Source organism: Rhizobium vallis (assembly GCF_003985155.1).
GTDB lineage: Bacteria > Pseudomonadota > Alphaproteobacteria > Rhizobiales > Rhizobiaceae > Rhizobium > Rhizobium vallis.
Genome location: NZ_ML133691.1, coordinates 274,868 through 288,238 on the forward strand (window position 1 = coordinate 274,868; position 13,371 = coordinate 288,238).

Consider the following 13,371-nt stretch of genomic DNA (forward strand, 5'->3'; position numbering starts at 1 on the left):
CCTCAGAACCGGTGCTCCGCTCCTTCGACCGGATTTGCCCAGACTGTCATGCCAGGCGCAAATGGCGTCTCGCCTTCGGCGCGCACGACCATCTCGCCGAGTTCGGGAACGTCGAGATAGAGAATCGCATCAGCGCCCAACCGCTCCACATGCCGGATATTCCCCTGCCACTGTCCGGCGCCGTCCGAAAGCCTGATATGTTCGGGGCGGATGCCGTAGGTGGTGCAGTTCTTTCGCCGGGCCGTCTCGCCGCCGTAGAGGTTCATCTTCGGGCTGCCGATGAAGCCGGCGACGAAGGGGGTTGCGGGATTGCGGTAGAGTTCCATCGGACTGCCAATCTGTTCGACCGCGCCGCCGTTCAGGACGACGATCTTGTCTGCCATTGTCATGGCTTCGACCTGATCGTGGGTGACGTAGATCATCGTCGCCTTCAGCCGTGCGTGGAGCTCTGATATCTCCAGGCGCATCTGGGCTCGGAGCGAGGCATCGAGGTTGGAGAGCGGCTCGTCGAACAGGAAGACCTTGGGATCGCGAACGATCGCCCTGCCGATCGCGACGCGCTGTCTCTGGCCGCCGGAGAGCGCTTTCGGCTTTCTTTCCAGCAGATGGGTGAGTTGCAGCGTTTCGGCCGCCGCTGCGACCTTGGCGGCGATCTCTGCTTTCGGGCGGCGCGCGAGCGAGAGCCCGAAGCCGATATTCTCCGCAACGGTCATATGCGGATAGAGCGCGTAGCTCTGGAACACCATGGCGATGCCGCGCTCAGAGGGTTCGGCGTAGGTCACATCCTTGCCGCCGATGGTCAGCGCGCCCGACGTCGTTTCCTCGAGGCCGGCGATGATGCGCAGCAGCGTCGACTTTCCGCAGCCCGACGGGCCGACGAAAACGACGAATTCGCCGGAAGAAACGTCGAGATCGATACCCTTGATGACCTCGAGGGCGCCGAAGTTCTTGCGAACCTGTTTGAGAGTGAGTTCGGCCATTCCTACTACCCTTTGACTCCGCCGGATGTCATGCCCGCGACGATCTGGCGGTTGAAGAAGATGAAGACGATCAGCGGCGGGATCGTCACGAGGAGGATGTTCATGAAGAGAAGATTGTACTGGCTCGTATACATGCTCTGGAAATTGTAGAGCGTCAGCTGCACCGTGACGTTCTCCTTGCCGGGGAGGTAGTAGAGCGGATTGGTGAAATCGTTGAAGATCGCGATCGACTGCACGACGATATTGGTGACGGTCACCGGCTTCAGAAGCGGCAGCACTACCCTGAAGAAGATCTGCCGGGGTTTGGCGCCGTCGATCAGCGCCGCTTCATCGAGATCGCGCGGTATGGTCGAGATGAACGAGCGATAGAGCAGTATCGAAAAGGAGAGATTATAGGCGACCTGGATCAGGATCATCCCGGTCATGGTCTTGAACAGACCAATCTCCTGCAGGAGGCCGATGGTGGGCACGACGGCCGGCGGCATCATCAGGCCCATGAAAAGCGCAATGAAGGCCACCCTGTTCCAGGCGGTCTTGCGGCGCTGCATGACATATCCGACCATCGCCGACAGAAGGATGAGGATTGTCACGGAGGCAACCGTGATCAGGGTGGAGTTGAAATAGGCGAGCACGAGCTGGTAGTCGCGCGCTTTGAAGACGGCGGCGAGATTATCCCAGAACAGCCAGTGCTCGGGCAATTCAAAATCGAGGCGGGACGCTTCGGACTTCGATTTGACCGCCTGGAGCGCGACGAAAGCAAAAGGCATGACGAAGATGACGGTGGCGACGGCAAGAGCTATCGCCCCCGTCACATAAGGGCGGACGCTTCTCATGCCTCGACCTCGCGCCGGTTGAACCATAGAGTGAATGGCAGGATGATCACGGCGATCAGCGCAAACAGGATGACGTTTCCGGCCGTCGACAAACCATAGAAACCCGCCTGGTACTGCTTGTAGATAACCGAGGCGATCACATCAGAGGAAAAACCAGGTCCGCCCCGGGTCATGGCCCATATCAGGTCGAAGGAACGAAGCCCGCCGATCAGCGACAATGTCACCACGATCACGGTGGCGGGACGCACAAGCGGCAGGGTGATCCGGAAGAATTGCTGGAGCCGGGTGGCACCGTCGATCCTCGCCGCCTCATAATAATCGGGGCTGATCGCAGCGAGACCGGCGATGAAGATCAGCGTGGCAAGACCCACACCTTTCCAGACGTCGACCAGCGCCACCGAAAACAGCGCGAGCGCTGGATTGGTCAGCCATCCCGGCCCGGGGATGCCGAGCGCCTCCAGCGTGACATTGATGATGCCCTTGGTCGGATGCATCATGACGGCGAAGGTGATGCCGATGCCGATCGTCGAGACCAGCACGGGGAAGAAGACCAACGTTCGCAGAAAACCGCGGGCGAAGATGTTGCTGGTGAGCAGCACGGCCAGCAGCAGCCCGCAGACCGTCTTCAGGCCGGATGTCGTCACCGCGTAGATCAACGTGTTGACGAGCCCCTTGATCAGGAACGGTTCTGAAAAGAATTGCTGGAAATTCTCGAGCCCGATGAATTCGGCCGTCGAAAGATCCCAGCGCGTCAGGCTGAACCAGAGAGATGAGACCGTGGGAACAAGAAACAGCACGCCGTAGATGATGGCGGCCGGAATGAAAAACCACAGCGGGTAGGGCGATTTGCGCGAGCGGGGGCGTGTCTCGATCATGTCTACCTCTTCGATCGGGTGGAGCCTCGCTCCATTAGGAGCGAGGTCGATTGACCCGAAAGACCACTACCAGTTGGGTAGCCCGAGTTGCTTGGCCTGCTTGCGCACATCGTCGTCATAGAGTTTCGCCGCATCGGCCGGCTGGCGAATACCGGAGCCGACCTCAACGGTGATCTGCTCGAGCGATGGCCCCTTGATCGGCGAAACGAATTCCAGTGCCGGTGTCGTCTTGTCCTTGGCTTCGAAATAGGGAAGCATGTCCTTTATTGCAGGCGGTACGTCGGCCGGCAGGTCGCAGCCATCGATCAGCGACGGCCCCTGAACGGCGTTGGTTTCCACCATGAGCTTGCAAGCCTCGACGCTCCCGGCGAAATCCACGAATTTCCGCGCTTCCTCAGTGTGCTGGCTGGTCGCGGGAATATAAAGGGCCGGCGGCATCCAGACCGTCAGGCCGTTGGTCCCGGCATCGTCGGACGGCTGCGCGAAGAAGCCGACGTCGACGAGGTTTTCGGGATAATTCTGCTTGAGCGCGCCGACCGCAAAGCTCAGCATTGGATAATGCGCTGCCTCGCCGGTCGCCACCATTCTCAGGCCGTCATCGTAGCTTGCCGCGCCAAAATCTTCGTTCATCAGGCCGGCATCGTGTACATCCTTCAGTCGCTCAAAGCCCTTCATGGCCGCAGGCGTCTCTGCATATTTCGCCTTATTGGCGGTATAGTCGGCGGCGAAATTCGGCACGGCGGCATGCAGGTTGTAATAGTCGGCCAGAACGAACAGCTGCGAGGTCCAGGTGTCGCGATATGTCTGCGCCACCGCGACCTTGCCTGATGTCTTGACCTTCGCATTGTTCGCCATGAACTCCGCCCATGTCTTCGGAACGGAGAGGCCGAGGTCCTGATAGATTTTCCTGTTATAGAGGATCCCGCCCGCCATCGCCGTGCCGAAGGGAACGCCGTAGAGCTTGCCATCGGCGCGGACGACTGACTTGAAACCGTCGTCCACCTTCGCCTGCGACGAGAGACCACTCAGATCGACAAGCGTCTGGGCGGGTTTCAGCGCCTGCAACAGCGAGCCGGAATTATAGAGGAATACATCGGACATTTCCCCGGTCGCCAGACGCGTCTTGACGATATTGTCGCCCTCGCCACCGCCCGGCCGCTGCTCGATTTCGATCGTCACATCGGGCGCCTTGGCCTGATAGGCGGTAACCAGTGCCTCGGCTGCCGCGACCGTGTCGGGATTGTTGTCGATCAGGAACGACAGCGTGACTTCCGCATGTGACGGCCCGGCCGCAACCAGTGCCAAAAGCGCGGACGTGCCGGCAAGAATGAACTTTATCCGATGTGTCATGACGTTCCTCCTCTGAACGGTGTGACGTGTATGCTCCTCAAGAATTGGGTAGGGAAAACGCCAGCTTGTGCGTTCCCGCCGGAAGAACGGCTTCCCCGATGACAGGCTCTCCGTTGAGCGACGGGTTCCGGTGCCGCCGTCCGGGCCGGAAACGGCCGATGCAGCCTTCGGGAAGCGTCAGCAAATAGGTGATCTGGTTGCCGTCGCACTGCCAGTCGGCCTCGATGCGGCCCTGGCCGATATCGTGATGGGCTGAAACCGGCGAGAGGGACGGAATCGGCGCGGGATCGACGATCACCTCGGCAAAGCCCGGCGCCTCCGGGCTCGGCGAAATTCCGGCGACGGATTCGAATAGCCATTGGCAGACGGCGCCATAGGCATAGTGGTTGTAGCTGTTCATCTCGGGTTCGTAGATGGTGCCGTCGGGCGCCATGGAATCCCAGCGCTCCCAGATCGTCGTCGCCCCCTTCGAGACCTGATAGAGCCAGCCCGGCACGTCCTCCTGCAGGAAGACCTTTTCGGCGAGATCGTCCATTCCGAGCTTCGTCAGGGCCGGCAGCAGGGCGGGCGTGCCGATGAAGCCGGTGCCGATCTTGTAGTCGGCATCGATGATCACCTGCCTGAAATGCCGTCTCGCAGCGTCATGATGCTCCTCCGGTATCAAATCATGGAGGAAAGCCAGCGCATAGGAGGTCTGGTCATTGTGGGCGAGGCGTCCCGATGGCGTGATGAACTCGTTGGCAAATGCCAGCCGGATCTCTCCGGCGCGGCGTTTCATCTGCTCTTCAAGCGCTTTCTCCCCGAGAACGGCTGCAATCTTCGCCACGAGGTCGGTCGAGATGAAATGGTAGAGGGTGGCTGCGCAGTCGTCAGCAATCGTCGGACGTGGCTTCCGGTTGTCGCCGACCGGCTGAAGCCAGTCGCCGAAGGTGAAGCCGCGGTCGCCCCAGCGTGACGGCGGGCGCACCAGCGGACCATCCGAGATCGACCAGACGAAATCGACCCAGCGCACCATGGAATCCAGGCACTCCGAAAGAACCGTCCGATCGCCATAATGGGTGTAGAGAACCCAGGGGATGACGACGATCGCATCGCCCCAACCGGTCGAGCCGGCATAACCCGGGAAGTCGGCAGGATGCAGGCGCGTCGGGTCGGGCGAAAAATGCGAGATGGCGCCGTCCTCGCGCTGGTCGGCCATCACGTCGCGCAGATATTTCCGGAGGAAGGACTGGCTGTCGCTCAGCCAGCATGCCGTTGCCGCAAACACCTGGGCATCGCCGGTCCAGCCCAGGCGTTCGTCGCGTTGCGGGCAATCCGTGGGCACTTCGACGAAATTGGCGCGCTGTGACCAGATGGTATTCTGGACGAGGCGATTGACGAGCGCATTGCCCGATATGAAGCCGCCGGCGGGCTCCGGTACCGACGAGATCGGGATGGAGGCGATCGCCAGGATCTTTGCATCGCCAGTGATGGTCACCCTGGCATAGCGGAAGCCCTGGAAAGTAAAATGCGGCGAATAGGTCTCGTCGCCGTCTCCGCGCAGCGTATAGACGGTCTGCGCCACGGCCGCGCGATAATTGCGATTGTCGAAATGTCGGTCGGGGCCGAGGACCTCCGAATGCTCCACCCGCACTTCGGCGCCGGCAGCCCCGCGGACCGTGTACCTGACATAACCGCCGGCGTTCTGGCCGAAATCATAGACGGTCCGGCCGTCATCATCGGTCCAGCTTTCGACTGGGGCGAGCGGCTGCAATTCCCGCACAGCCGGGGTTTCATGCGCGACGAGCAGCGTCCTGTCGAATGGCAATCTCTCCGTGCCATGCGTCTCGACAAGATTTTCCTGACGGGCATCGTAGACCTCGCCGAAATAGATCCCCGACTTCAGGATCGGCAGGAGGCCGCTGCGCCAGGTCGTATCGGTAGAAAGAATGATACCGCTGGGGCCGACCAGATCGGCGATGGCGCCGATCCTGTCGCCCCAGCAATTGGGAATAGCCTTGGCGCCCCACATCAGAGGCGACCGGTACCATCCGTCGGCAAGCCAGATCTCGATACGGTTCACGCCAGGCTTGAGCAGGTTCGAGACGTCGTATCGCTGATAGGCAATGCGGTCGTCGTAATTCGTCCATCCAGGTGTCAGCAGATCCTCTCCGACGCGGGCGCCGTTGATGAAACAGCGATAGAGGCCGAGCGCGGAGATGAAGAGTTCTGCCGGATGTCCCGCGCCATCATGCTCGAAGCTTTTGGCGATGAAGCTTGCGGCTGTTCCCTGGCCGCCATCCGAGAGTGGCGCGACCATATCCCCGGACCAGGCACGCGAGACGAGATTGCCGCTGATGGCTGCCGGCTGAAAGTTCATCAAGTCCTCCCGACAAATGTAGAACGTTCTCCATATAACGTTCTACATTTTTTTCGGATGTGCAATAGAAATTTCGTTGTCAGTCTGCCATGGTGCTTGTGGCGGACGATTGTTGGCAGTCCGCAAAGTAGCCCAGAGATTTCATGTCGATCGAAGACAAACAAAAACTGCAACGAAATGATCGCGTGACGATCCGGACAGTGGCAACCCATGCAGGCGTATCGGTCGCCGCGGTTTCCAAGGTGATGCGAAACGCCTACGGCGTCAGCGAAGGGTTGCGGGCAAAGGTGACCGATGCCATCGAAGCGCTCGGATATCGCCCTTCGCGGGCCGCGCGCGGGTTGCGCGGCCGGAGTTTCACCATCGGTGTGCTCCTGATCGACATCCGCAATCCCTTCCTTCCCGAGGTGATTGCCGGCGTCAACGCGGTGCTGGCGCCTTCGCATTATCAGGCGATGATCGGCGTCAGCGATGCGCGCGTGCAGCTGGAGACGTCGTTGATCGAGTCGATGATCGACTACAAGATGGACGGCCTTATCCTGGTTGCGCCACGCCTGCCCTCGGAGATCATCGCAAAATTCGCGGTCCAGATCCCGATCGTTGCGGTCGGTTACCATGATGCCGCCGCAACGGCCTTCGACACTGTCAATGCCGACGATCAGCGCGGGGCGGAGATCGCGGTCGAAGCGCTTCTCACCCAAGGCTATCGCGATATCGAAATGCTGAGCCTCGGCGAACGCGAGGGGCACGCCGTTTCCGTCGTCCGCCAGCGTGAGATCGGGTTCCGCCGGGCGATGCAGCGCGGCGGGCTCGGCTCCTCCGCGCCGATCGGAAAAATCCCGATCGCCTCGCCCAAGCGGGAAGAGGCGATGCGAAAGTTCCTGTCAAGGAAAGACAGGCCGCGCGCGGTGTTCTGCTGGAGCGATCTCGACGCGATTACTCTTCTAAGCCTGGCTATGGAGATGGGTGTGCGCGTGCCCGACGACCTCGCCGTCATCGGATACGACAATTCGTCGACCGCGGCCCTTGGCCTCGTCAATCTCGCCAGCATCGATCAGTCGGGCAGGGAACTCGGCCAGGTCGCCACCCGAACCCTGATTTCCAGGATAGAAGGCCGCGCCGGTGCCGAGCATATTTTCCAGATACCGTCACTGGTCAGCCGCAACAGCCTAAGCCGTTCCGCCGGCGCTTCGGGCGCGTAGCGCGAGGTATGGAAAGGCCGGCAGCGGCTATGAGCGCTTGCCGGCCTCTTGTCTCAGGCCGCCTGACGGGCCTTGGAGGGGCGCGTCGCGGCGGCTTTTTCGACCATCGCGGTGACTTCGGCGCGGCGGGCGCCCGAAAGCGGCAGGCGCGGCAGGCGGACGCGTTCGGAGCCGCGGCCCATGATCTGCTCGGCGAGCTTGATCGACTGAACGAGGTCATGTTCGGCATCGAGATGCAGAAGCGGCATGAACCAGCGATAGATCCTGCGGGCCTCTTCCCAATCGCCGCGATCGGCGGCCGCAACGAGCTGCACGGATTCCTCGGGGAAGGCGCTGGTGAGGCCGGAGACCCAGCCCTTTGCGCCGAGCATCAAGCCTTCGAGCGCAACGTCGTCGAGGCCGGCGAAAATATCGAAGCGATCGCCGAATTCATTGATGAGATCGGTGAAGCGGCGCGGATCCGGCGCGCTTTCCTTGACCGCCTTGATATTCGGCACGTCGGCAAGCACCTTCAGCACATCGGCGCCGATATCGACGCGGTAGGCCGGCGGGTTGTTGTAGAGCATGATCGGCAGCGAGGTCGCTTCGGCGACGGTTCGGAAATGCGCGATCAGTTCTTCCGGCTTCGGCACATAGACCATGGCCGGCAGCAGCATCAGCCCGTCGGCGCCAAGTTTTTCGGCATCGCGGGCATAGGCGACCGCACGGCGCGTGTCGAATTCGGAGACACCGGTCACGACCGGAACACGGCCGTTGACGACCTCGACGGCGGCTTTGAGGATCGTGCGCTTCTCATCGGGATCGAGCGAATTGTTTTCGCCGCACGTGCCCATGACGATCAGCCCGTTGACGCCGTCGTTGACGAGAGCGTCCTGGACACGCTGGGTCGCGGAGAGATCCACGGAAAGATCTTCGTTGAATTGCGTCGTTACGGCGGGAAATACGCCCTTCCATCCTGTTGTCATCGATCGAAACTCCGTTAAGATTGGTTTCGTTATATACAAACTGTCGACAAGACTCAATCGTGCTGATCTCGAATAATTCGGGAACCCATGGACGCCGTTGCGGGAAACGGCAGAAACGCAATACAAGGCTTTCATGAAAGAGGACGGACGGAATGCAGAATGACGCGGAACATGTGCGAGTGCGCGGCTCGGGCACGCAGAGCGTCTATGTGACGCTGCGCCGGGAAATCCTATCGATGGCGCTCGAACCCGGCAGCCCGCTAGACGAGGTCCGGCTGTCCGAGCGCTTCGGGATGTCGAGGACACCCATTCGCGAGGCGCTGTTGCGGCTTGCCGCCGACGGGCTGGTCACGACGCTACCGAACCGGAATACGATCGTCGCGCCGATCGATTTCGCAAGCCTGCCCACCTATTTCGAAGCGCTGACGCTGATGTACCGGGTCACGACGCGTGGGGCGGCAGAGCGGCGAAATGGTGACATCTTGAGGACCATCCGCCGACACCAGAAAGACTTCGCCGACGCCGTTGCCGCGCGCGACCCCTATGCGATGATCGAGGCGAACCGCGAATTCCACGTGGCGATTGCCGAGCTTGCCGGCAATTCCTATTACACGACCTTCTTCGCCAAGCTGCTCGACGAAGGCCGGCGCATCCTTCGCCTCTACTATGCGACCTTCGACGACCGGCTGCCGCGCCAATATGTCGATGAACATGAGGAAATAATCGCCGCCATCGAGGCCGGCGACGCCGAACGCGCCGACCGGCTGGCAATTGCGCACGCCGCACAGATCGTCCGTCAGATTCAGGACTATATCGCCCGCGACCTCGACCGGCCGGTGGCGATCAGCCTATCCTGAAGCGGCTGAGCCGAGCTAGGGAATACAGGAAAACGACATGTCGTGGCAGCACCCCGTACCCCGCATAACCCAAGACGAGCGCCAGGTTCGCCTGTCGCGGCTTCGCGAAAGGATCGAAGCCGAAGGACTGGCCGGCGTGCTTCTCGGGCCGACCGAGAGCCTGCGCTACTTCACCGGGCTCGTCTGGCATCCGAGCGAACGATTCCTCGGCGCGCTGGTGACTCCCACGGCAGTCTCCTACATCGTTCCGGGATTCGAACGCAGCCGCGTCGAAACTCTGCCGCATCTGCCCGGTGAAATCCTGGTCTGGGAAGAGGAAGAGAACAGTGCTGCCCTTATCTCCCGGCTCGTCGGCCGGGGCGGCACGCTTGGCCTCGACGACGGTCTGCCGCTTTTCTTCTATCACGCATTGGCAGCGGCGATGGGCACCGAAAGGCTTTCTGATGGCGGGCGGCTGATCCGCGGCCTGCGTCGCATTAAATCGGATGCGGAGATCGCGCTCATCCAATATGCGATGAACCTGACGCTCGACGTCCACAAGCAAGTGCATGCGCTGGTGAAGCCGGGCATCAAATCATCCGAGGTGGTCGATTTCATCGATCGGCAGCATCGCGAGATCGGCGCTGACGACGGCTCGACATTTGCAATCGTCTCCTTCGGTGTGGCCACCTCGCTTCCGCATGGCGCCGACGGCGATCAGGTTCTTGACCACGGCGACGTCATTCTCGTCGACACCGGCTGCCGGATCGACGGTTACCATTCCGATATCACCAGGACCTATATGCTCGAAGGCGGCGATAGCGCCTTTGAACGCGCCTGGTGGATCGAACGCGAGGCGCAGCAGGCCGTTTTCGACGCAGCCCGGATCGGCGTGGACTGCTCAAGCCTCGACGATGCGGCCCGTACGGTGCTTGCCAAACACTCGCTCGGCCCCGATTACCGCCTGCCGGGACTGCCGCATCGCGCAGGCCATGGCCTCGGGCTCGAGATCCATGAAGAGCCCTACATCGTTCGTGGCAACCATACGCCGCTTGCCGCCGGCATGTGTTTTTCCAACGAACCGATGATCGTATTTCCCGAAAAATTCGGGATCCGGCTGGAAGACCACATCACCATGACCACCGAAGGCCCGCGCTGGTTCACCCAGCCGGCAGCGGATCCGACAGAACCGTTCTCCTGAGCAGGCGCCATCTTCGGGTAGCGCCGGTTTTCAGCTGACCGTCAGGCTGGGCAGAAACACCTCGTACAGCAGTGCGGCAGGTGCTCTCCACTGGTCGGGAGAATCGTAATTGCCAGTCGCAATGGCAAGGACGAAGTCGAGCCCCGGGAAAACAAACAGCCGCTGCCCGCCATTGCCAAGTGCGGCGATGAAGCGCTCGCCATAGGTCCCTGTCCTATCGGTGATGGCTTCCTCGCCCACATACCAGAGATAACCGTAATGCATTCCCGGCCAGCCGATATCGACCATCGCGGCGGGCTGGAAACTCTGGTCAAGCCAGGATTTGGGAACGACGGAGCGCCTCCCCGATCTGCCACCGTCCAATATCATCTGCCCAATTCGAGCCAGCGAGCGTGGCGCCAGCCGCAGCCCCGATGCTGCCGACGCTCTGCCGTCCTGGCCCCGCATCCACTCGATGGTATCGATGCCCAGAGGGGAGAACAGCTTTTCGCTTGCGAATGCAGGCAAGGATTGACCGGTGCCTTGCTCAATGATCTTGCCAAGCAGTGCAACAGCCCCGCCGCTGTAGATCCATCCGCGTCCGGGCTCTGCGAGGATCGGGCGATCGAGGATGAAGCGATAGCGATCCGGCGCCTGCTCCATGGCGATCTCGCTATTGGCCGCATCGGTATAGGGCACGTTTTCGTTCCATTCCATCGCAAGCGTCATCGTCAAGGTATGTCGGATGGTCCGGCGCTTGCGCTGGGGATCGCCGGCAAGATCGGCATATTCGGGAAACTGCGCGACGATTGGCTCATCAAGCGCTGGCACGCGACCCTCTTCAAGTGCGATGCCATAGAGCAGACCAACGATGCTTTTCGTGACAGATCGGATATCGTGAAGCGTGTCAGGCCCGAATCTGACATTCCCGAGCGACTGTCCCCACGTCATATCGTTGCCATCGATATACCGCTCGAAGACGATACGGCCGCCGCGAAGGGCTACGACACCATGCAGGCCCGCAAGCCTTCCGCTTTTCTCCAGATCGTCAAAGCGTTTTACCGGATCGGACTTGAATCCTGCCTCACCCGAGGCGGCAATCTGCAGGTCGGTAGGCTTTCCATCGGCGATGATCGGTGTCGTGCTCACCATTATGTCGCTCCAATATGCTTGAGGATTTCGCTGCAATTTATTCGGGTAGTCATTGCTAGCCAATCCTGGCACGAAATTCCAGGCTTTCGCCGAGTTCAACCGGGAAGGCATCGTCACGCCGCCCGAGGTCGGCAACACGTCAGCCTCGCCGGCATTGATATCCGGCGGCCTCGATCTCGGGGCCGCCGTGGCGTCAAACGTTCATCCTCTCAGCTTGATCATGTTCTCAAAAGTCGGACTGCACTCGTCACTTTCGTGTCGCGATGCCAGCTGCATCTCAATCTTGAATGCCAGCTGCGTTCCCTGCCTTGAGCTTGACCTCGATGACAGGGACCACGACCTTGGGTCGGCGCACCGGCAGGACGAATGTCAACTCGTCCTCGGCGACGGGGAACTGGGTATTTGCCCACAACGTATTGGCGGACGGCTGCAGCCAGGTGACTTCGCTGCCGTCATGCAGGAATTGGGCATATTCGATCTTGCCCGCCAGTGCATCGAGATGCAGATGGCGATAGGGCCAGTTGAAGATATGGATGTAGAGCCGGTCGCCATTCTGGGTCAGCCGGCAATCGGGCGGGGCGGTGAAGTCTGACTGGGTGCAGCCGACGATGCTGCGCTCGTGCAGCGCCATCCACTCTTCGTAGGCGGCAAGGGCCGCTATCGCGCGGTGGTCGAGCGTGCCGCGCGCCGTTGGGCCGACGTTCATCAAGAGATTACCGCCTATGGCAACGGTGCCGACCAGCATCTGCACCAATTGCTCGGTGCTTTTCCAGGTGTCCTCGTCACGGTGATAGCCCCAGGAGCCGCTGAGTGTCTGGCATGCCTCCCAGACGACGCGCCTGCCGTCGCGCTTCGGCCAGGCGCGCGGCATATATTGCTCCGGCGTGACGATATCGGGCTGCAGGCCGGCGAGATCGAGCCGGTTGTTGATGATGACATCGGGGGCAAGCTCGCGCACCAGACGCACGAGTTTCTCGCTTTCCCAATCCTGATGGCCCTTGCCGACCAGCTCTCCGAGCTTCCACTGGGGGTAGCTGAAATCGAACCACATGATGTCGATCCGCCCGAACTCGGTCAGCAACTCGCGCACCTGCTCGCGCATGAAGGCGGCATAACGGCTGATGTCGCGGCCTTCGTTGATCTTCAGCGCATCGGGATGATTGCGCTGCGGGTGGCGCGGATCGACCGTGAAATCAGGATGATGCCAGTCGATCAGCGAATAGTAGAATCCGATCCTCAGGCCCTCGGCGCGGAAGGCGTCGACGAAGGGGCGCAACAGATCCTTTCCGTAAGGCGTGTTGGTCACCTTGAAATCGGTCGCCTTGGTGTCCCAGAGACAGAAGCCTTCATGGTGCTTGGTCGTCAGCACCACATATTTCATGCCTGCAGCCTTCGCACGTCTCGCCCATTCTCTGGGGTCGTAGAGATCGGGGTCGAAGTGATCGAAATATTTCTGGTAGTCGGCGTCGTTCAATTCTTCGCGGCTTTTGACCCATTCATGACGGGCCGGCAGGGCATAGAGCCCCCAATGCACGAACATGCCGAACCGGTCGTGGACGAACCAGGCCTTCTTCTCCTCGGGCAAGGCCAGTGACTGCAGATTATCGGCATCCATGGATGTTCCCCCTATTGGGATTGG

Annotated in this window: 11 protein-coding genes; 3 read left to right on the top strand and 8 right to left on the bottom strand. The window is 60.9% G+C overall.

Annotation, left to right across the window (positions count from 1 at the left end):
- Positions 1–2: 2 nt before the first annotated feature.
- From EFQ99_RS19215 to EFQ99_RS19235, 5 genes are all read right to left on the bottom strand, one after another.
- Positions 3–980: an ABC transporter ATP-binding protein gene (locus tag EFQ99_RS19215; protein WP_126922628.1), complete on the bottom strand. Its 978-nt coding sequence runs from the start codon at positions 978–980 to the stop codon at positions 3–5.
- Between the two features lie 5 nt (positions 981–985).
- Complete coding sequence (locus tag EFQ99_RS19220) at positions 986–1,813, bottom strand: carbohydrate ABC transporter permease (RefSeq protein WP_126922630.1); 828 nt, start codon at positions 1,811–1,813, stop codon at positions 986–988.
- Complete coding sequence (locus tag EFQ99_RS19225; RefSeq protein WP_125843067.1) at positions 1,810–2,688, bottom strand: carbohydrate ABC transporter permease; 879 nt, start codon at positions 2,686–2,688, stop codon at positions 1,810–1,812. Before EFQ99_RS19225 ends, EFQ99_RS19220 begins: the two co-directional genes overlap by 4 nt.
- A 66-nt stretch (positions 2,689–2,754) precedes the next feature.
- The gene (locus tag EFQ99_RS19230; RefSeq protein ID WP_126922632.1) at positions 2,755–4,038 is read right to left on the bottom strand and encodes an ABC transporter substrate-binding protein; all 1,284 of its coding nucleotides are present in this window, start codon (positions 4,036–4,038) and stop codon (positions 2,755–2,757) included.
- Positions 4,039–4,075: 37 nt separating this feature from the next.
- On the bottom strand, positions 4,076–6,397 hold the full coding sequence (locus EFQ99_RS19235) for an alpha-L-rhamnosidase (protein WP_126922634.1): 2,322 nt from the start codon (positions 6,395–6,397) through the stop codon (positions 4,076–4,078).
- Positions 6,398–6,540: 143 nt separating this feature from the next.
- On the opposite strand from EFQ99_RS19235, the gene EFQ99_RS19240 reads away from it, so the two are divergent.
- Entirely contained in the window at positions 6,541–7,599 is a 1,059-nt protein-coding gene (locus EFQ99_RS19240; RefSeq protein ID WP_126922636.1) for a LacI family DNA-binding transcriptional regulator, read from the top strand.
- Between the two features lie 53 nt (positions 7,600–7,652).
- Here EFQ99_RS19240 and EFQ99_RS19245 read toward each other — a convergent pair whose 3' ends face one another.
- Entirely contained in the window at positions 7,653–8,564 is a 912-nt protein-coding gene (locus tag EFQ99_RS19245) for a dihydrodipicolinate synthase family protein (RefSeq protein ID WP_126922638.1), read from the bottom strand.
- A gap of 152 nt (positions 8,565–8,716) precedes the next feature.
- Between EFQ99_RS19245 and EFQ99_RS19250 the strand changes: the two genes are divergently transcribed.
- Both EFQ99_RS19250 and EFQ99_RS19255 read left to right on the top strand, forming a co-directional pair.
- Positions 8,717–9,421, top strand: coding sequence for a GntR family transcriptional regulator (locus tag EFQ99_RS19250; protein WP_126922640.1), 705 nt, complete (start codon positions 8,717–8,719; stop codon positions 9,419–9,421).
- A gap of 37 nt (positions 9,422–9,458) precedes the next feature.
- Complete coding sequence (locus EFQ99_RS19255) at positions 9,459–10,601, top strand: M24 family metallopeptidase (RefSeq protein ID WP_126922642.1); 1,143 nt, start codon at positions 9,459–9,461, stop codon at positions 10,599–10,601.
- A gap of 30 nt (positions 10,602–10,631) precedes the next feature.
- On the opposite strand, the gene EFQ99_RS19260 is transcribed toward EFQ99_RS19255, so the two are convergent.
- Both EFQ99_RS19260 and EFQ99_RS19265 read right to left on the bottom strand, forming a co-directional pair.
- A complete protein-coding gene (locus EFQ99_RS19260) occupies positions 10,632–11,732 on the bottom strand; it encodes a serine hydrolase domain-containing protein (RefSeq protein WP_208722788.1) in 1,101 nt (366 codons plus the stop codon).
- A gap of 277 nt (positions 11,733–12,009) precedes the next feature.
- Positions 12,010–13,347: an alpha-L-fucosidase gene (locus tag EFQ99_RS19265; RefSeq protein ID WP_126922651.1), complete on the bottom strand. Its 1,338-nt coding sequence runs from the start codon at positions 13,345–13,347 to the stop codon at positions 12,010–12,012.
- Between the last annotated feature and the right edge of the window lie 24 nt (positions 13,348–13,371).

Excerpts from the sequence above, each read along its gene's own strand:
- EFQ99_RS19215 (WP_126922628.1), bottom strand. The coding sequence starts at position 980 with ATGGCCGAACTCACTCTCAAACAGGTTCGCAAGAACTTCGGCGCCCTC.
- EFQ99_RS19220 (WP_126922630.1), bottom strand. The coding sequence starts at position 1,813 with ATGAGAAGCGTCCGCCCTTATGTGACGGGGGCGATAGCTCTTGCCGTC.
- EFQ99_RS19225 (WP_125843067.1), bottom strand. The coding sequence starts at position 2,688 with ATGATCGAGACACGCCCCCGCTCGCGCAAATCGCCCTACCCGCTGTGG.
- EFQ99_RS19230 (WP_126922632.1), bottom strand. The coding sequence starts at position 4,038 with ATGACACATCGGATAAAGTTCATTCTTGCCGGCACGTCCGCGCTTTTG.
- EFQ99_RS19235 (WP_126922634.1), bottom strand. The coding sequence starts at position 6,397 with ATGAACTTTCAGCCGGCAGCCATCAGCGGCAATCTCGTCTCGCGTGCC.
- EFQ99_RS19240 (WP_126922636.1), top strand. The coding sequence starts at position 6,541 with ATGTCGATCGAAGACAAACAAAAACTGCAACGAAATGATCGCGTGACG.
- EFQ99_RS19245 (WP_126922638.1), bottom strand. The coding sequence starts at position 8,564 with ATGACAACAGGATGGAAGGGCGTATTTCCCGCCGTAACGACGCAATTC.
- EFQ99_RS19250 (WP_126922640.1), top strand. The coding sequence starts at position 8,717 with ATGCAGAATGACGCGGAACATGTGCGAGTGCGCGGCTCGGGCACGCAG.
- EFQ99_RS19255 (WP_126922642.1), top strand. The coding sequence starts at position 9,459 with ATGTCGTGGCAGCACCCCGTACCCCGCATAACCCAAGACGAGCGCCAG.
- EFQ99_RS19260 (WP_208722788.1), bottom strand. The coding sequence starts at position 11,732 with ATGGTGAGCACGACACCGATCATCGCCGATGGAAAGCCTACCGACCTG.
- EFQ99_RS19265 (WP_126922651.1), bottom strand. The coding sequence starts at position 13,347 with ATGGATGCCGATAATCTGCAGTCACTGGCCTTGCCCGAGGAGAAGAAG.